Annotated in this window: 18 protein-coding genes; 8 read left to right on the forward strand and 10 right to left on the reverse strand. The window is 66.4% G+C overall.

Annotated elements, in window-relative coordinates; all coding sequences use genetic code 11:
• Position 1: 1 nt before the first annotated feature.
• On the reverse strand, positions 2 to 829 hold the full coding sequence (locus tag E0T84_RS17030) for an immunity 49 family protein (RefSeq protein ID WP_171055062.1): 828 nt from the start codon (positions 827 to 829) through the stop codon (positions 2 to 4).
• Between the two features lie 188 nt (positions 830 to 1,017).
• Between E0T84_RS17030 and E0T84_RS17035 the strand changes: the two genes are divergently transcribed.
• The 3 genes from E0T84_RS17035 to E0T84_RS17045 all read left to right on the forward strand — a co-directional run bounded on the left by E0T84_RS17035 (position 1,018) and on the right by E0T84_RS17045 (position 3,791).
• The gene (locus E0T84_RS17035; RefSeq protein WP_249383669.1) at positions 1,018 to 1,473 is read left to right on the forward strand and encodes a WXG100 family type VII secretion target; all 456 of its coding nucleotides are present in this window, start codon (positions 1,018 to 1,020) and stop codon (positions 1,471 to 1,473) included.
• 70 nt (positions 1,474 to 1,543) lie between these two features.
• Positions 1,544 to 2,707, forward strand: coding sequence for an ESX-1 secretion-associated protein (locus tag E0T84_RS17040; protein WP_138745019.1), 1,164 nt, complete (start codon positions 1,544 to 1,546; stop codon positions 2,705 to 2,707).
• A gap of 76 nt (positions 2,708 to 2,783) precedes the next feature.
• On the forward strand, positions 2,784 to 3,791 hold the full coding sequence (locus tag E0T84_RS17045; protein ID WP_138745020.1) for a hypothetical protein: 1,008 nt from the start codon (positions 2,784 to 2,786) through the stop codon (positions 3,789 to 3,791).
• 2 nt (positions 3,792 to 3,793) lie between these two features.
• On the opposite strand, the gene E0T84_RS17050 is transcribed toward E0T84_RS17045, so the two are convergent.
• The 4 genes from E0T84_RS17050 to E0T84_RS17065 all read right to left on the reverse strand — a co-directional run bounded on the left by E0T84_RS17050 (position 3,794) and on the right by E0T84_RS17065 (position 9,471).
• Complete coding sequence (locus tag E0T84_RS17050; protein ID WP_138745021.1) at positions 3,794 to 4,285, reverse strand: hypothetical protein; 492 nt, start codon at positions 4,283 to 4,285, stop codon at positions 3,794 to 3,796.
• Between the two features lie 139 nt (positions 4,286 to 4,424).
• On the reverse strand, positions 4,425 to 6,161 hold the full coding sequence (locus E0T84_RS17055; protein ID WP_138745022.1) for an ABC transporter ATP-binding protein: 1,737 nt from the start codon (positions 6,159 to 6,161) through the stop codon (positions 4,425 to 4,427).
• Positions 6,158 to 8,758, reverse strand: coding sequence for an ABC transporter ATP-binding protein/permease (locus tag E0T84_RS17060; protein ID WP_138745023.1), 2,601 nt, complete (start codon positions 8,756 to 8,758; stop codon positions 6,158 to 6,160). The genes E0T84_RS17055 and E0T84_RS17060 overlap by 4 nt, the downstream gene beginning before the upstream one ends.
• Positions 8,758 to 9,471 (reverse strand): TetR/AcrR family transcriptional regulator, encoded by a 714-nt coding sequence (locus E0T84_RS17065; RefSeq protein ID WP_138745024.1) that lies wholly within the window; start codon positions 9,469 to 9,471, stop codon positions 8,758 to 8,760. The genes E0T84_RS17060 and E0T84_RS17065 overlap by 1 nt, the downstream gene beginning before the upstream one ends.
• 102 nt (positions 9,472 to 9,573) lie before the next feature.
• On the opposite strand from E0T84_RS17065, the gene E0T84_RS17070 reads away from it, so the two are divergent.
• Together E0T84_RS17070 and E0T84_RS17075 are read left to right on the forward strand one after the other, a co-directional pair.
• Positions 9,574 to 10,203 (forward strand): TetR/AcrR family transcriptional regulator, encoded by a 630-nt coding sequence (locus E0T84_RS17070; protein ID WP_138745025.1) that lies wholly within the window; start codon positions 9,574 to 9,576, stop codon positions 10,201 to 10,203.
• Entirely contained in the window at positions 10,187 to 10,855 is a 669-nt protein-coding gene (locus tag E0T84_RS17075) for an enoyl-CoA hydratase-related protein (RefSeq protein WP_138745026.1), read from the forward strand. Before E0T84_RS17070 ends, E0T84_RS17075 begins: the two co-directional genes overlap by 17 nt.
• Here E0T84_RS17075 and E0T84_RS17080 read toward each other — a convergent pair whose 3' ends face one another.
• A complete protein-coding gene (locus E0T84_RS17080; protein ID WP_138745027.1) occupies positions 10,856 to 11,758 on the reverse strand; it encodes an SDR family NAD(P)-dependent oxidoreductase in 903 nt (300 codons plus the stop codon). It lies immediately after the preceding gene.
• Positions 11,755 to 12,405, reverse strand: coding sequence for a TetR/AcrR family transcriptional regulator (locus E0T84_RS17085; protein ID WP_120770951.1), 651 nt, complete (start codon positions 12,403 to 12,405; stop codon positions 11,755 to 11,757). Before E0T84_RS17085 ends, E0T84_RS17080 begins: the two co-directional genes overlap by 4 nt.
• 60 nt (positions 12,406 to 12,465) lie before the next feature.
• Between E0T84_RS17085 and E0T84_RS17090 the strand changes: the two genes are divergently transcribed.
• The 3 genes from E0T84_RS17090 to E0T84_RS17100 are packed head-to-tail and all read left to right on the forward strand — an operon-like array spanning position 12,466 to position 16,033.
• Positions 12,466 to 13,587: a VOC family protein gene (locus tag E0T84_RS17090; RefSeq protein WP_212757716.1), complete on the forward strand. Its 1,122-nt coding sequence runs from the start codon at positions 12,466 to 12,468 to the stop codon at positions 13,585 to 13,587.
• Positions 13,584 to 14,522, forward strand: a complete 939-nt coding sequence (locus E0T84_RS17095; RefSeq protein ID WP_138745029.1) for a fumarylacetoacetate hydrolase family protein — start codon at positions 13,584 to 13,586, stop codon at positions 14,520 to 14,522. The genes E0T84_RS17090 and E0T84_RS17095 overlap by 4 nt, the downstream gene beginning before the upstream one ends.
• The gene (locus E0T84_RS17100; protein ID WP_138745030.1) at positions 14,519 to 16,033 is read left to right on the forward strand and encodes a bifunctional 3-(3-hydroxy-phenyl)propionate/3-hydroxycinnamic acid hydroxylase; all 1,515 of its coding nucleotides are present in this window, start codon (positions 14,519 to 14,521) and stop codon (positions 16,031 to 16,033) included. Before E0T84_RS17095 ends, E0T84_RS17100 begins: the two co-directional genes overlap by 4 nt.
• On the opposite strand, the gene E0T84_RS17105 is transcribed toward E0T84_RS17100, so the two are convergent.
• The 3 genes from E0T84_RS17105 to E0T84_RS17115 are packed head-to-tail and all read right to left on the reverse strand — an operon-like array spanning position 15,984 to position 17,954.
• Positions 15,984 to 16,262 carry a hypothetical protein gene (locus tag E0T84_RS17105; RefSeq protein ID WP_083284041.1) on the reverse strand — a complete coding sequence of 93 codons (279 nt, stop codon included), beginning with the start codon at positions 16,260 to 16,262 and terminating at the stop codon, positions 15,984 to 15,986. The two genes, E0T84_RS17100 and E0T84_RS17105, sit on opposite strands and share 50 nt — an antisense overlap.
• Before the next feature lie 44 nt (positions 16,263 to 16,306).
• Positions 16,307 to 16,729: a Zn-ribbon domain-containing OB-fold protein gene (locus tag E0T84_RS17110; protein ID WP_138745031.1), complete on the reverse strand. Its 423-nt coding sequence runs from the start codon at positions 16,727 to 16,729 to the stop codon at positions 16,307 to 16,309.
• Between the two features lie 4 nt (positions 16,730 to 16,733).
• A complete protein-coding gene (locus E0T84_RS17115) occupies positions 16,734 to 17,954 on the reverse strand; it encodes a thiolase family protein (protein WP_070185759.1) in 1,221 nt (406 codons plus the stop codon).
• Between the last annotated feature and the right edge of the window lie 8 nt (positions 17,955 to 17,962).

The following is a 17,962-nucleotide window of genomic DNA, read 5'->3' on the forward strand; positions in this document are numbered from 1 at the left end:
CCTAGGGAAGATCGAACATCCACAGTGGGTTGGTGATCAGCTCCCTGGGCAGGTAGTCGGATTCGACCTCGATACGCATGCCTTCGTCGGCAGCCATGGCGGCCAACCCGAGAAGCGGAAGTGACGTGAATCCCGCTGGGTGTTCACGTCGTTCCTCGCTACCGGTCCAGTAGGTGCGATGGCTGTTCAGCGCGATCTCCAGCTGATCGGTGAACGCGTCCTGATCTCCGATCGACGCCAGCACCCCGAACAGATCCAGCTGCAGAAAGCGTGCCTCTTCGCGCGCCGAGATCGTGGGCTGGTCGACAAATGGCACTGTCTCGCTGATCTTCCTGGCCCATGACTCGTCACCGCGATCGCGCGCCAGCAGTATTTCCACCAGGCCGAGCATCGCCCGGTCGAATCTGGTGCCGGGGGTCAGCGTGCCGGCGTCGAATCCCGCCAGCGTATCGAGCATCGTCTTGTTCCGGGTTGCCCGCGCCCACCAGTACGCGGTCAACCATGTCGCGACGTTGACCCCACTCGGCACCGGGCCGGTTCCGCACGTTTCCAACCCCTCCGAATCCAGTTCGATCACAAAGGATTCCCCGGGCGGCAGCGCAGCCAGCTGGAACGCCGCGTGTATCACCTGGGCCGCGCGGCGGGCGGCCCGCCGGGTCTCGAAGGTTGCGCCGGACGGGTCGAGTCCGAACTGAAACCGAGCGCCGGCATCCGCGGCGGCCGCAATCATGGGCAGCACGTTCGCCGGCGAGGAAGTGATCAGATCGTAGAGTGAGCGAACCGCTTGCTCGGAATCCGTCGCAAGCCGACCGATCTCAGACAGTGGCATGCCCAACTCATGCCTCGTCACCGTTGGCATGCTTCCCCCATTCGATGCCGAACTTCCTGACCCTATCGCCACATTCATGCGTGGGCAGACACCAAAATGACGGTGTGGATCGGGCCGGCAGGGACTCCCTGACCGATTGGTGCCGCGGACCCCTTGTCCAGTGGGTGACAATGTGATCACTCACGGGAATGAGGGGGCACGAGGTGCCGTACACGGTGTCGCAGGTTCGAGCGTCCGATCCTGAGTCGTTGCTCAATGCTTCCCGTGAAGCGGAAGCAGCGGCGACCCGGGTGGATGCCCAGATCAGCACGGCGCAGTCCCAGTTCGTGACCCTCGCAAACGACTGGACGGGAACCGCCGCCGACGCCGCGCAGAAACAGGGTCGCGAAATGTTCGAGGACCAGGCCGCATACCGGGACAAATTGCGCGCGTTGAAAACTCCCCTCTCGAGCGGCGGTAGAAAGCTCGCCGACATCCGATCCAGCCTCGACAAGGCCGTGAATTCCGCCGAAGAGTGGTGGGATGTCTCCGACGACGGCACAGTGAAGCCCGGCCGGATGCTGTCCTGGTACGCCTCGCTCTCGCGGGTGAACGCACTCGTCGTGGAATCCAGACGGATCCCCATCGATGCGATATCAAACTGAAGCTCGCCCAGTTCGAAGCCGCGGATCGCGACACCGCCTACAAGCTGCGCAAGATCGGCTGGGACCTGTCGTGACTCCACCGTTGACCGTGACGGTCGCGACGATGCGGGCGACCTCGACCGGCCTGGAAAACCTGGCGAGCGGTTTCTACAACGACGGTGGCGGGCCGATGCTGTCGGCCGCGGCCGGTCCCGTCGGTGGGCTGGACACCGGCTCCGCCTGCCGCGAAGTCGGTGACGCCTTCATGCGGCGTGCGCAGGTTCTCGGGACCGCCGCATCGACCTTCGCCGGAAAGTTGGATTCCGGGGCCTTCCTCTACGAACACGGCGACAGCGCGGCCGCTGAACGCATCGAGTTCGACCCACCCGAAGAGGAAGAGAAGAAAGTCGGTGACGATCCGGGCGAACCCGGGTACGACCCGGTCAACGAATACGAGGACGCCCTTCACGCAGCCGGATTGCTCGACGGCCGGTCAGGTGGGCTCTACCGGGAGTGGTTGGCCAACGCTGCACGCAATGACGTTCCGCCCGAGGTGATTGTCGACATCGCCCGCAACCAGCACATCACACCCCAGAGTTTCGATGTACTCAAGGGCGCGGAGCGCGTCACCGACAACAACGGCAAGTCCTATTTCCTGCTGCCGAAGGGCACCGGCAGCGAGGATGCCCGCAAGGCTGCGCTGATGACCTACATCCTCAATGCCGACACCGGATACGAGGACGCAGAAGGCAGCGCCGGCAACGACTTCTCCGAAACTCCGTATACCGCGGCCGAGGTGCAGCGCATCATCGAGCGGCAGAATGCGAACGTATGGAGCTATGCGGCCGCCGAGCACTTCACCGGCCGCCTCACGACCACACCGAACGGGATGCTGATGGGACTGGGCGGCAATTTGATCGAAGATCCGATGAGCCAACAGGGCGGTTCGACCTACGGCGACGTCTTCCTGATGAACATCGACAATCCATCCGATCCCGCTCAACAACTACGCGACATCATTCGCAACGGCCACGCCTACTACGAAAACGACAACGGCGGGCCGGCCCGCCCCGGAGCCCTGGACCTTGATCGGCTGCTGCACCACGAGGAGCGCCACTCCCAACAGTGGGCTCAACTCGGCTTCAAGAATTTTGTGGAGCAGTACGGCCAGAAGATGCTGGAGGAGCAGGTCACCGGCAGCCGCAACCCGTTCGAGACCAACGCCGGTGCGTCGGACGGCGGTTATCACGAATGATCCGCCGGGTTGGCCGAGAACGGCAAGACATTCCTGACGTTGTGCACGTCCAACCCTTCGACGGGCGGTCTCAGTGATGACTCGTGTTCTTGGTTCGATGCTGATCGCACTGACGCTGCTTCTCGCGATATGCGGCTGTAATCCGCTCGGCAAGAACCCGATTGCCCCCTCCGTACCCGTCGCCTTTGGCATTCGCGTCACCGACGGCAACCTGCGCATCTGGACGGGCCTGCCCTGCCCCGGGACCACCGAAGTGGATGTGACCTTCGATCAGGAACAGACCGATCGGGCCGAGCTGAAGCTGGCCGCTCCGGGTCCGGCCGCACAACCGGGAGCCGCTCCGGTCCCAGGGGTCGAGGTCGAGCATCTGACCATCGGCGGACCCTATTCCGGATTCGAGGTCCGCTCGGCGTTACCTGACGGTTTCGACTGGCGCACAGCCGAGACGGTGTCTCTGTTCACCCGCGGAGCTCCGATCACCTGGGGAGCGGACAGCGAACTTGCCGAGGCCGAGGAGCACTCCGGCGAGCATCCGAATGACACGTATTGGTTTCAGGGCATCGGGTGGCTGAACCCAGCCCAGGTGGCCGAGCAGGCCGGCCGGACCTTCATCCCGGTCTGCAGCCCCGACCCAGCCAAGAACCATGATCTCCCAAGGATTTTCGGCGTTCGCGTTGCCGATGGGAGCCTACGGATCTGGCCCGGATCACACTGCGACGCCGTCGAGCACGTGATCGTCACGTTCCAACCCGAACAAGCCGACCTCGTCCTCAGTTCATCCCACCCCTACAGCGTGCGACTCGATCAGCTCACCATCGGGAGCCCGCTGTCCGACTTCAACGTCACCAGGCCGCTGCCCGGCGGATTCGACTGGAGTTCCGCCGCCACGGTCCTCCTGCGCGTGTTTCAGCAGACCAACACCGACCCTTGGACCACGCCCACCGACCTGAGCCCTGCCCGCACCGAATCCACCCAGCACCCCGAGGACACGTACTGGTTCCAAGGATTCGGCTGGCTCGACCCCACTGAGGTCTCCGCCCGCGACGGCAAGGACTTCCTGACCGCCTGTGCGCAGGCGCAATAGCCTCAGGCACGAAGAGGTACGCCACCGCCCTTTGCGTTCATCGAAGTGAAAGCCTCTGCGGCGGACACCTCGTCGGCAGGGATGCTCGCGGCGGTGACGGCCAGTGACTTGAATGCTCGTGCGGCCACACTGAGGCTGTGCCCGAACAGGTGGCTCGGATCCGGCGATTCACCCCAGACCAGGAGCTCGGTACACATCGCGGGGATTGGTCGGCCGTCACCGGAGACCGCCCCGGAGTAGGTGTCGGCACCCATGACCAGCACACACTGCTCCTCCTCGTGATGCTCCGGCGTCTGTAGCGCATCGACCAACTCGGCACCGAGGATCTGCACCGGGCGGACGTCACCCCCGTCGGAAAGCGCGACCGTGACCCGCCAGCCACTCATCATCCGGTCGACGATGAGTCCCCCCGCGTTGAGAGCCAGCTCCGCCGCATCCCGGGCCACCACGTGCATCCGGTATGTCAAAGCACCGCAGCCCTTTTCGCCCTTCATCGCAGCACCTGCCCCCGCCCGCGACGTCGACATGGTGACCTCCCACCGGATACGCAACCCGCCCCGACATCATTCCGGGACGCCTAACTGTAATAGTTACAGTAGGTTGGGTACAAGTAGCCGATCGGCTGGTGACGCCCTAGTGGGTGATCTGCCAGTCCGCGGCCTCGCGCTGCTGGTTCCAGAACTCGTCGAACCGTCCCCGCGCGGACAGCAGCTCCTCGATGCTGCCGTCCTCGACGATCCGTCCGCCGTCGAGGAACAGCACCCGGTCGGCGTGCCGGATGCTGGCCAGCCGGTGCGCGACGATCACCCGCGTCCGCGCACGCTCATCGGCGGTGAGGGCATCGACCACCGCCGCCTCGTTCTCCGTGTCCAGGGCGCTGGTCGCCTCATCGACCAGCAACACCGGCGCCGGCTTGACCAGTGCCCGGGCGATGCTGACCCGCTGCCGCTCACCGCCGGACAACGCGGTGCCGGCTTCGCCGACCTTGGCGCCGTCACCGTCGGGCAGCCGCCCGGTCAGCTCGTCCACCCGAGCCAGCCGCGCCGCGTCGGCGAGTTGCTCGGCACTGGCATCCGGATCGCCGACCAGGATGTTCTCCCGGATCGTCCCGTCGAACAGGTAGGGGTGCTGGAACACCACACTTGTTGCCGCCCTACGGGTTTCGGCGTCCATCTGGGCGGTGTCGACGCCGTCGATCAGCACGCGCCCCGCAGTCGGCTGGTGCAGCCCGGCGACGAGCGACAGGATGGTGCTCTTTCCCGATCCCGACGGGCCGACGATCGCGGTGGTGCCGCCGGGCTCCAGGACGAAGCTGACGTCCTCGAGCACCGGGGTGGTTCCGTAACCGAAGGTCACACAGTCGAATTCGATCCGGGGCGCGGTGTGCGCCGGCAATGTGGCGGTGCCGGTGGCCATCACGGGAGCATCGAGTACGGCACGGATCCGGCCGAGCGAGGCCCGGGTGGATTCGATTGCCGGGGCAAGCTCCGACAAGGAGGTGAACGGCTCAAGGTAGCGCGCGGCGACGACGATCATCGCGATCGCTTCGGGCACACCGAGGGTGCCGCGAACCGTCAGGAAGGTGGCCATTCCGGCCAGGATCACCAGTGCCAGTTGGCTGGCCAGGCTGAACAACAGTTGCCCCGGCACCTGCATCAGCAGCAGCCGCATGCTGGCACCGTGCTGCGCGGCCAGGGCGTCGCCCACCATGCTGCGGGCCGGCTCGACCCGCCGGGCCGCGCGCAGCGCCTGCTGGGTGCGGGCGAACTCGATGATGCGTTCGGTGAACGCCCGGTTCGTCTCGTCGGCCACGGTGTCGGCCTTACGGCTGAGCCGGCCCGAGGCCCAGAACGCACCCAGCAGGACCACCACGCCGGCCAGCGCGGCCAGCCCGAGTGGGACCGAGATGAACAGCAGCGCAACGGCAATGGCGGCAGGCAGCAGAATCGCACCGATCAACGGCGTCAGCAGGTTGACCACCATGCCGACCAGTTCCGGTCCGGTGGCAGCGATCGCCTGGCGGGCATTGGCGGTGTTCGCGCCGCCGTCGGCACCCAGCCAGTCCATCCGGATGCCGGGCAGCCGGTCGGCCACGTCGTGCTGGGTGTGGTCCAGCAGGGCGAAGCCGAGGTCGAATCCGAGCCGGGAGGTCGCGGTGTCGACGATCCATCCGATGACGGTCGCGGCGGTCAGCCATCCCAGCCAGGGCAGAGCGTCGCGCGGCACGTCGCTGAACAGGGCTGCCACCAGGGGGATTAACAGGACGGTGCCGGCCGCGCGGATCACCACCGAGGCCAGCGTGAGCGCGGCGTAGATGCCGACCTTCCCGCGGCGGTCCGCCGGGATGAGCGCGATCAGGGTGCGGATCATCGTGCCTCTCCTGCCGTGACGGCGGCGCCGGGATGCAGTGTCTGTCCGGTCTGCCAGAGCTGGTGGTAGCGCCCGCCTGCGGCCAGCAGTTCGTCATGTGTGCCGGATTCGGCGATCTGTCCGGCGTCGAGGACCACGATCTGGTCGGCGTGGGTGATGGTGTGCAGCCGGTGTGCGATCACCAGCACGGTGCGGTCCTTGGTCAGCCGGTTGAGGGCCTGTTGCACAAGGTATTCCGATTCCGGGTCGGCGAAGGCCGTGGCCTCGTCCAGGATCAGCACCGGAGTGTCGGCCAGGATGGCCCTGGCGATGGTGAGCCGTTGCCGCTCGCCTCCGGACAGCGCCGACGACGCACCGAGCACCGTCTGATAGCCCTGGGGCAGCCGCAGTATCCGTTCATGGATCTGGGCGTCGCGCGCGGCCTGCTCGATCCGTGCCTGATCCGCCTCCGGGTCGGCAAGCGCGATGTTCTCGGCGACGGTCCCGGCCACGAGCTGGGTGTCCTGCAGCACGAACCCGACCCGGCGATACAACTCGTCGGCGGACAGCGTTCGAATATCCTTGCCGTCCAACCGGATCGACCCCGAGTCGACATCGTGGAAGCGGGCCAGCAGCGCGGCAAGCGTGGACTTGCCCGACCCGGACGGACCGACCAGCGCGGTCACGGTGCCCGGGCGCAAGGTCAGCGAGACGTCCTGGATCACCGGAACGCTCGGCCGGTACCCGAAGGTCACCCCGTCGAACACCACAGCGGCCGAGGCGCCCGGCTGCCCCGGGTGCTCATGCAGCGAAAGGTCCGCCTCGTCGAGCGCGTTCTGGATCCGGCGCGCGGCCAGCATGCCGCCGCGGATTCCGCCCAGCCCGTAGCCCACGCCCAGCAGTCGGACCCCGAACGTGGTGCCCAGCAACAGGAACGGCAACAGGTCGACGGGGTCCATCGAGCCACCGATGATCATCGGAGTACCGACGGCCGCGATCAACCACAGGAACGTGCCCGGCCGGGTGACCAGGTCCATCAACGACTTCTTGCCGGTGAAGGGACGCTGCCAGCCGACCAGGAACCCGATGTACTCGTCGAGGCGGCGGCGGAAACTCGACGACGCCGCGCCGCCGAACACCCGAACGACAGGCTGGCCTTCGAGGTAGGCGCCGGCTTCCCCGCTCATCCGGTCGGCCCAACGTTGTGCCTGCCCGATCTTGGCTCCGGACTGGATGGTCATCACCGACATCAGCACCAGGTAGGTGAGCACCGGGATGAACAGCACGAGAGCCAGCCGCCAGTCGACAGTGAACAGGTAGACGAGCACGGCCACCGGTGCGACCACGGCCGCAACCGCATCAGGGATCGCGTGGGTCACCAGGTAGTGCAGTGACAAGGTGTCGTCCTGCACCAGTTGCTTGATCGAACCGGAACCCCGTGCGGTGAACCAGCCCAGCGGCAGCCGCGACATCTTGGTCAGCAGCCGGGTCCTCAGGTCACGGGCGAACTTCGCGTCGAGGCGGTGCAGCCAGAGTGTGAGCCCGGCGCCCAGCAGCGCGCCCAGGCCCAGCAGCCAGACCGCGGTCAAACCCAGTGTCCACAACCGGGATTCCTCAGCCCCGGCAAGGAGCAGCCTGGCCAGTTCGACCAGCAGCACGAAGGGGGCGAGCTGGATCAGTGTGATGATCGCCTGCAGCACACCCGACACGATCAGCGGGGTTTTCAGCGGCGCCAGCAATCGCCCCGCACCCTGTGCCCGCCAGGTACCTCGCGCCGGGGCCGCGGCCGGGGCGGCAACAGGTTCGACGACACCGGATTTCGCAGTCCCGGCCTTGGCATCGGGCTTGGTCTCGGTCTTGGCGGCCTTCTCTTCGGTGCGATCGGTGCCCATCGCCCGGCCCTCGGTCCAGTAGGCCTGGGCGTGCAGTTCGGATTTGGGAAAGCCGAATTCGTCCTTCAAACGCGTGCGCAGGTGTTTGAGTGAGCCGGCCTCCGGCGTCACCCAGCAGTACCAGTCCGACCAGTCCCTGGCCTCGATCGCGGTGGCCAGCGATGTCGTGTCGTGGCGTTCGACCCAGTGCACCTGCAGCCGTGGATGTTCGGCGATCGGGATGAGCAGATCGTGCTCGTCGTGCTGCTCGAGATAAGCCTCGATCGGGACGTCGTGCGGCAGGGCGCCGATGATCCCGTTGATGGCGGGGATGGCTGCCGCATCACCGATCAACAGGTAGCCGGCGGGCAGGTCCTCCGGCACGGTGAATCCTGTCGAGCCCAGAGCCATCACCGGGATGGTGTCGCCCGGCTTGGCCGTCCTGGCCCACTTCGACGCCGGGCCGGATGGTTCGTGCAGCACCACATCGACCGCGAAACGTCCGGTGTCGGGGTCCATTTCGGACATCGTGTAGCCGCGCTGGAACTCGGTCTTCGAGCCGTCGGGGTCCGGAACCCAGAATCGCAGGTACGACGTCGGCTCGGCTATCGCGTCCTCGAACACCGTCGGCGACACCAGCCGCAGACGCAACATGTTCGGTGTCAGGTAGGTCGTCTCGACCACGGTCGCCTGATGATCGCGCGCGCCGAAGCCGCGCATCATCACTCCCTGAAATCCGCGTGCCATCAGCGGTCCTCTCCCCCGGCGGTCAGATCCGCCACGATGTCGACAATCGGCCTACCGGGCGCCACGGACGTCAGCAGGCCCCGGATCAGCGCGTTCAGCAAAAGTTCCAGATACTGCGGACCGCTCAGTTGCATGCCCGCGTTGTGCACCGCGCCCAGCGCGGCGTCGCCGGCCAGCCGTTGCGCGGCGGCGTCTCGTTCCAGGACGAATCCGTCGTCGCCGCCGCTGGCCTCGGCCTTGAGCTCGTGCTGGGCGGCCAGCCCGATGGCCAGCACGGCCACCGAACTGCTCAGCAAGGCGGCGCCCTCGGCGGTGTACCCGCGCCGGCCCAGCGCGGCGATCTCGTCGGCCAGCAGCCGGGCACCGGCTTCCCCGCGGGGGAACAGCACCTGCATATAGGTGGCGAGACCGGGATGTCCGAGCGCGAATCGGTGCAGGCTGACCCCGAAGGCCAGGAGATGGTCTTCGACCGATCCGGCGGGGTCGTCGGTGAACTCGAGTTCGGCGAGCAGACTCTCACCGACCAGCCGTTCCAGCTCCCAACGGCCGCTGATGTGGCGGTACAGCGCAGTCGCAGACACTGAAAGCCGGGCGGCCACCGCGTTGACGCTCAGATTGCGCATGCCCAGCTCACGCCCCGCGGCAACGATGTCGGACACCGCGATCAGCGGCGGACGTCCACCCACGCGCGCGGGCGCATCGGTTCCGGCCACAACTACCTCCACAGGAAAGTTACCCCCACAAACTAAGGGTCGCCTTAGTGAACGTCAACCGCTCCCCCGATAACAGAGCAATCGCTCTGTTATCGTGTCGCGGTGCCCCGCCCTCGCGTCCACGACCCGGATGCGGTCCTCGATGCCACCGAATCCCTGGCCGTGCACTCCGGACCGGCATCGGTGACCATCCGCGCCCTCAGTGACGCCGTCGGGGTTTCCAACGGCGCGTTGTATCACTCGTTCGGTTCGAGGGCCGGACTGCTCGGCCAGGTCTGGCTCCGGGCCGGGCGGCGGTTTCTGGCCATGCAGCGCGAGTTGGTCGAGGCTGCCCACCAGGGCAGCGTCGCGATCGCGGCGGCCGCGTACGCCCCGGTGATCTTCGCCGAGCGTCACCCGGCCTCGGCGCGGCTACTTCTACAGGTTCGGCGTGAGCAAGTGCTCGGCCCCGAACTGCCGGAGGATCTGGCCGCCCAAGCACGCGAGCTGCAAGAACAGTTGGTGGACTTGATGATCCAACTCGCGGTTGCCACGTGGGGCCGGCGCGACCGGGCCGCCGTGGACACCGTGACGACGTGCATCGTGGACCTGCCGACGGCCGTCCTGCTGCAGCGTAACCGTATTGACGATCCCACCGCCCGCGATCACCTCAACGCGGCGGTGTCTGCCGTGCTGGCGGTGGGACCTGCCCCTGACCCACGAACGAAGGAATCTCATGGCCACAAACCTTGATTACGACGGCGACATCGCCATCCTCGACCTCGGCGACGACGAGAACCGGTTCTCACCCGAATTCCTCGACGAGGTCGACGCACAGCTCGACACCATTCTGGCCCGAGGTGCCCATGGCCTGGTGACCACAGCCGAGGGCAAGTTCTACTCCAACGGGCTCGACCTGGATTGGCTTGGCGCCCACAGTGATCAGGGTGACTGGTATGTGGGACGGGTGCAGGGCCTGTTGGCCCGGATGCTGACGTTGCCGATCCCGACGGCCGCGGCGGTGGTGGGTCATGCCTTCGGTGCCGGCGCCATGCTGGCAATCGCCCACGACTTCCGGGCCATGCGTGACGACCGCGGCTTCTTCTGTTTCCCCGAGGTGGACATCCGGATCCCGTTCACCCCGGGAATGGCCGCGCTGATCCAGGCCAAGCTGACCCCGCAGGCCGCGGTCGCGTCCATGACCACCGGCCGCCGGTTCGGCGGCCGTGACGCACAGACGTGCGGACTGGTCGAGGCCACCGCACCCGAGGGCTCGGTGACCACGGTGGCCATCGACCTGCTGCGCCCGCTGGGCGGCAAGGACTCCGGCACCTTGGGCGCGATCAAGCAGGGCATGTTCGGCCCTGCAGTCGAGGCACTGACCGCGGCCCACGCCGCCGGCTAGTCAAACCGGGAGGGCGGTGCCGGTCTCGCGTTCGGCGAATTCGACCACCCGGGCCGCACTCTGGTAGTCGCATGCCACGGCCGATCGTCCGATCAGCACGGGGCCGCCGCGCAGCCCGAATCTGCCCTCTACACCGACATAGCTGCCGGGCGGAATCGGCTCGCTCAGGCAGTACAGCGTGGGCGCGGCTCCGGCATCGATGTCGTTGGCGAACACGTCGGCCACCGCCTTGACGCCGCGTTGGACCGCAGACATCAACGGTTTGTCGGAGACATTCGGCAGGTTGGAAGCCACCCAGCCCGGATGGGTGAGTTGGGTGACCACAGGCGATTTGGCGGCGCGCAAACGGCGGTCGAGGTCCAGGCCCCACAACATGACCGCCAGCTTCGACCGCCCGTAGGCGCCCATCACCGTCCACTTGTGGTGACGCAGGTGCATGTCATCGAGCCGCAGCGTCGCTGACTTGTGCGCCTCGGAGCCGACGTTGACGATCTGTTGCCGGACCCGGCCGTACAACAGATTCGTCAACGCGAACGGGCCGAGGAGGTTTGTGCCCATGGTCATCTCGAACCCGTCGACCGTGTCGGCCCGGTGTTGGCTGAGCGCTCCGGCGTTGTTGATCAGGATGTCGACGTCGCCATCGAGGCGCCCTGGAAACGCGTGCACGGATGACAGATCGGCGAGGTCGAGTTCGATCACCTCGGTGGATCCGCCGATCTCCGCCGCGCGCTGTGCCCCCAGCGCGGTGTTACGCACCGCCAGGATCACGTGCGCTCCGGCCCGCGTCAACGCGCGGGCGGTGCCGAGACCGACTCCGTTGGTCGCCCCGGTGACGATGATGCGTTTTCCGGTCAGATCGCCGAGCCGGTCCGGGGTCCACCTGAGGTTGGCTTGAGTGCTCACATCGGTGACAGTAGCGACGCATCGAGTTCGGGTAGCGGCCTGCGACAGATCTCCGCTGCCTCGGCGGGATCCATGCCCAGCATGCGCAGCACATCCTCGGTGACCTTATCGGCGGCGGCCGCGTCGTCTCGGTCGGGTTGGTCGCGTAGCAGCCGGCCCAGACCCAGCAGCGCGCCTGCGGCAACAGCCAGGGCCAGGTCGGGGTCGTCGACCAGGAACCTCCCCGCATGGGCACCGGCTTCGATGTCGCGCCGAGCCCTGGGCGCCAGGCCACGATCCGATGCCAGTAACTGCAGCCCGTTGGCGAGAATGATCTGGCTTTCCTGGGGACGTCGCCGGAACAGCCGTCCAGTCAGCCGGAAACTGCTGGCGAACACTTCAGCCGGGTCGTCGAGATCCCCGGTGAGCCGGTCCATCAGAGCGCCGTGGGCATCGAGCGCCTCGGCGACGGCCGCGTCGAACAGCTGCTCCTTGCTGTCGAAATGGTTGTAGAACGAGCCCATTCCGACATCGGCGGCCTGAGTGATCTCCAAGACCGGTGCGTTCAGCTTGCCGGCCGCGATGAATGACTGGGCTGCGCCGATCAGCGCCGCCCGGGTGCGCTGCTTGCGCCGCTCGAGCCGGCTCGGTTGCTCGTGGCCGCTCACAGCCACTCAGGTTAACAGGCCGGATTCAGTTCTGATGATTTCGTCAGATTGCCTTGACTGATGATTCCTTCGCATGTGACGATTTCGTCAATCCAAGGAGACGCGATGCAGGAACACCCTGGTCGGGCACCCAACCCGGTGATCAAAATCCACGATCTCGCCTGGCTGGAATTCGAGAAGCCCGACCTGGTCAAGGCGGAGGCTTTCGCTCGAGCATTCGGGTTCGAGGTCGCCGCACACACACCCACCGAGCTACGGCTGCGCGGGACCGACCCCGGTTCGCCGTGCGTATTTGTCCGGCCGGGTGAAAGCTCACGTTTCACCGCGGTGGCGTTCACCGCAGCCGACGCGCGTGATGTGCACAGGCTGGCACAACACACAGGCGCCCCGATCCGGGCTTTGCCCGACTCGCTGGGCGGCATCGCGGTCGACCTGGCCGATCCCACCGGCCTACCGGTGCGTGTGGTGGCCGGGACCCACCGACTCGGACGGTTGAGCCACCAGGAGCCGCTGCCGCTGAACTTCGGTCACGACGCTCCCCGCATCAACGCCACCCAGCGCCCGCCTCGGGTCCCCGCCAAAGTGCAGCGCCTCGGGCATCTGGTTCTGCAGACCACCCGCTACCGAGAAACTCTCGACTGGTACCTGCAACACCTCGGCCTGATCGTCAGCGATTTCCTGTTCTTTCCCGGACAACGGGAACGCGGACCCACGATGAGCTTCCTCCGTTGTGACCGTGGCATGACACCGACCGACCATCACACCCTCGCGCTCGCGCTCGGACCCGCAAACCGGTACGTGCACTCAGCCTTTCAGGTGTGCGACCTCGACGCGCTGGCCGCAGGCGGCCAGCATCTTCGCGACCGCGGCTATCAGCGGTCATGGGGTATCGGCCGCCACATCCAGGGCAGCCAGTTGTTCGACTACTGGCGCGATCCGGACGGATTCCTCGTCGAACACTTCACCGACGGTGACATGTTCGACTGCACTGCCGCGCCCGAATGGGCCCCTTTCACCGCGTCCGGGCTGTCGCAGTGGGGCCCTCCGGTGACCCGCGACTTCCTGGGCATCGACCCCCGATCGATCCCCGGCGAGGCGCGTTCGATGTTCAGCGCCCTGCGTTCCGACAACGAGTTCGACCTCAACCGCCTGCTCGGCCTGATGAAAGTTGCCCAGTCATGACACTTTCTGTCCTTCGCACCGCCGAATCCTGGTGGCTGCAAACACCTTCCGGCGCGGTCAGGATCACCACGACGGCCCGCACCACCGCGGAGCTACTCGCCGACCGCGACGCGGTGCGAGCAGCGGCATCCAGTACCGAGACCGTAGCGGTGGACTCGTTGGAACTGGTGTCGCCGATCACCAGACCTTGTCGGGTCGTCGCCCAGATGACCAATTACGCCTCACATGTCCGGGACTCCGGGATGAATCCTGACAACGTCCCACTGACGTTCTTCCGCAAGTCATCGGCCTCGATCACCGGCCCGCACGACGACATCATCAAGCCGGCTCACGTGCGCCTGCTGGACTACGAGGTCGAGATCGGACTGGTGATCGGGCGTGAGATCCCAGCCGGCACAGCGATTTCCACCGACCGACTCGCGGACTACATCGCAGGCCTGGTGGTCACCAACGACGTGTCGGCCCGCGACGTCCAGTTGCCGCAGACCCAGTTCTACGAGGCCAAGTCCTACCCGAGCTTCACCCCGGCCGGACCCGCGCTCGTCCTGCTCGACAGCGACGAGCTCGGCCGGTTCGGCGAGCTCAGGCTGCGGCTGCAGGTCAACGGCGAACTCCGGCAGGACATGCTGGTCGACGGCGACATGCTGTACCGGCCCGCGCAGGCGTTGCAGTCCCTGGCCCGGTTCCAGGACCTGGCCGCCGGTGATCTCATCCTCACCGGCACCCCGGCCGGCACGGCACTCAGCGCACCTCCCAAGCCGATCGAGATGATCGGCGCGCTCCTGCCGCCGGCGGTGAAGTGGAAGGCCTTCTTCAAACGCCAAGCCGGCAACCCGCGCTACCTGCACCACGGCGATGTCGTCGAGGCCTCGGTCTCCACCGATGACGGCGCGATCCACCTCGGCCGCCAACGCAACACTGTGCGGTTCGAGTGACCTCGGTCGTCATCGTCGGTGCCGGACCCACCGGGATCGTCGCCGCGACACTGTTTGCCCGCTACCACGTCGACTGTCTGGTGCTCGACCGCTGGCCCGAGGTCTACCGCCAACCACGTGCCGTACACCTCGACGATGAGATCTACCGCATCCTGGCCGATCTCGGTCTCGCCGAGCAGTTCGCGGCGATCTCCCGGCCCGCGGCCGGGTTACAGCTGCTCGACGCCGACCTGAAGGTGCTGGCCCGGTTCACTCGCGAGCCCGCGGGCAGGCATGGCCTCCCTCAGGCCAACATGTTCGACCAGCCCCAGCTCGAGGAACTGCTGCGCGCGAATCTGGCGCGGTATCCCCAGCTTCGGCTACGGACCAACGTCGAGATCACCGGTTTCACCAGGCTCGGCCAGGGCCGCCTTCAGGTTGCGTTCGTCGACCGCACCACCGGCGCCACCGAACACGTCGAGGCCGACTACCTCCTCGGCTGCGACGGCGCCAACAGCACGATCCGTCGAAGGCTCGGGGTCGCGATGACCGACATGCACTTCGAACAGCGCTGGTTGGTGGCCGACGTACGGAGCACTGTCGACCTCAAGCAGTGGGACGGGGTGCACCAGGTGTGCAACCCGGCCCGTGCCGCGACCTACATGCGAATCGGAAATGACCGCTACCGCTGGGAATTCAGGCTCTTGCCGAACGAATCGGTTGCGGACTACTCGACGCTTGAGACGCTTCGGCCGTTGATCGCACCGTGGGTGGGTAGTTGCGCCGACCTCGAGTTGGTACGGGTGGCCGAGTACACATTCCGGGCAGCGATCGCCGACCGCTGGCGCGTCGGCAATGTGTTCCTGCTCGGAGACGCCGCACATCTCACCCCGCCGTTCATCGGCCAGGGGATGGGTGCAGGGGTGCGGGATGCGGTGAATCTCTGCTGGAAGCTGGCGGCCGTGATCGCCGGCGATCTGCCGGAGCACATCCTGGACAGTTACCCGCAGGAACGAAAGCCCCATGCCCGCGCCCTGATCCGGGTCGCGTTGGCAATGGGATGGGCGATGACGGCCGGGGGCGGGTTCGGTGACACCGTGCGCCGCGCAGTGCTGCCCCGACTGGGCCGTATCCCCGCGCTGCGTCTGCGCCTGTTCGACGGGGTCACCCCGGCATTGCGGAACTCAGCGCTCGTACACCGACCGCGGGGTCGCCGCTCACTGGCAGGCACGTTGTGCCCCAATACAGTTCAGTCGGAGGGCTTTACCTTCGTGACCACCACACCGCTGCCTCCCGCTGTCCACGGCGAATTGACCGAACGAGGCACTACTGTGCTCGTGGTCGATCCCGACAGCGAGCTGGGCCGGTGGTTACGCACCGGACGAGCCAAAGCCGCGATCATCCGGCCCGACCGCACGGTGATGCGATCGGGTACGAATGTCGTCGGGCTCTCTGAGCTGGTGCCGTCGTCAGCGGGGTTGGTCAGTTGCCCCAGCCGCGCTGGCCGTCCCAGCCGCCGCAGAGGCCGTTGATGCAGCCATGACCCCAGCCACCCTGGACGGGATTCCAGCCGCCACAGCCGTTCCAGCCGGGACCGCTGTCGCAGCCACCACCGCCGCCGGCGTCGCCGCTACCACTGGGTTGAGCACTGATCGTCGTGGCAGGTGCATCATTCATGATCGCGGCGGTCGGTACTGCTGCAATCGCCACCGCGGCTCCCGCTACGAACACTGACCCCATGAGTTTTCGTATGGTTAGCATGACTCCATACTCCTCTCCTGTGAGCCTCCTGCCAAGTGATGTGATCAAGCCCGCGTATAGCGCAGCATCGTCACACCTGCGCCGGCAAAGGCCTCCGGGTAGTCGCAGAAAACAGGCTTGAGCCGCATTCCGACACTGAGTTCCTCCGGTGCGACGTCGATGATCTCGGTCGAGAACCGCGGACCTTCATCCCACTCCACGATGCCCAGAATTTGCGGCACCGCATCGGCGAAGTGCGGGCCGACGGGGCGGCGAGCCACGGTGAACGAGTACAGCGTGCCCATCCCCGAGATCTCCCGCCACTCGAGGTCGTCGGCGAGCGTGCGGGGCGCCAGGACGCGGGGATAGAACACGAAGGCCTGCGTCGACGGTGAGTACTGGATGACGATGCGGTGCTCGGCCAACGCATCCCAGAACGGCGTACTGGTGGGAGTTTTCACCGGCATGGGCCTGGCGAATCCGGTCATCGGTTCACTCGCCTTCCAGAATCAGGGTGGTTTGCTCGGACAGGATGCCGCCGTTGCCGGAGACGAACGCGCGGTTGCAATCGGGAACCTGGGCCGCACCAGCGCGGGCCATGATCTGACGGGTGGCATCGCAAACGTGGTGCATGCCGCCGGCCAATCCTGCCTGCCCGAAACCGAGTTGGCCGCCGGCGGTGTTCAACGGGAAATCGCCGCGGAAGGTCAGATCGTGGTCGGACACGAAGGACATACCCTTGCCCTTCTCGCAGAATCCGGCATCTTCCAGGCTGAGCAGCACCGTGATCGTGTAGCAGTCGTAGATCGACACCATGTCCATGTCGCCGCGGGTCAGCCCGGCCATCCCGAACGCGGTGTCGGCCGCCTTGCGGATCGGCGTGTCCAGCAGATCCTCGGCGTAGGTGGGAGTCTTGAACGGTACGTGCTCGCCAAAACCCTTGATCCATACTGGCCGGTTGCGGGCCCGGGCCGCGATGTCGGCGCTGGCCACCACGACCGCGGCGCCACCGACACACGGCATCACGATCTCCAGCATGTGCAACGGATCGGCGATCACCGGACTGGCCAGGACGTCCTCGACACTGAGCGGGGTGTCTTTCCAGATGGCGCCATCGGTGTGGTTGGCGTTGAACCGCTGGTCCACCACGATCTTGGCCATCGCGCGCTCGTCGTAGCCGTACTCATGGGCATAGCGTTGCGCCACCTGCCCGTAGGGCCCGTTCTGGCCGAGGTTGCCGTAAGGAATGTCGAATTCGGCCTGCGGTGAACCGAATTGGTTGCTGGACGAGCCGAAGAACACCGCATCGGTCAACGCCTTCGGTTTCAGCTCGGAGGACGGCGTGATGTAGCGCGCAGGTAATGCGCACAACACCACGTCACACAGGCCGAGCTCGATGGCGGCGGCCGCCCGCCACACCATGCCCGCGGCGCTCGCGCCGCCGAGATCGAGCAACTCGGCGAAATTGGCTCGCACACCCAGATACTCGGCCACCGTCGACGGTACGAAAATCTCCGACTCGCCGAGATGCGATGTGACGATGCCGTCGACCTGCTCGGCCGACAGACCGGCATCCTCCAGGGCGGCGGCCGCCAGCAGTGCCCACTGTTCGAGAGTGAAGGGCGCCGGTGAGGCCTTCGTCAGCCGTTCGGGCGGCAGCTCGACGTAGCCGACGATCGCGGCGTCGCCGTGGAGTCCCCTACGCGATCTCATCCTCATCC

Origin of the sequence: Mycobacterium sp. DBP42 (genome assembly GCF_005924235.1) — a bacterium.
GTDB classification, from domain to species: domain Bacteria; phylum Actinomycetota; class Actinomycetes; order Mycobacteriales; family Mycobacteriaceae; genus Mycobacterium; species Mycobacterium syngnathidarum.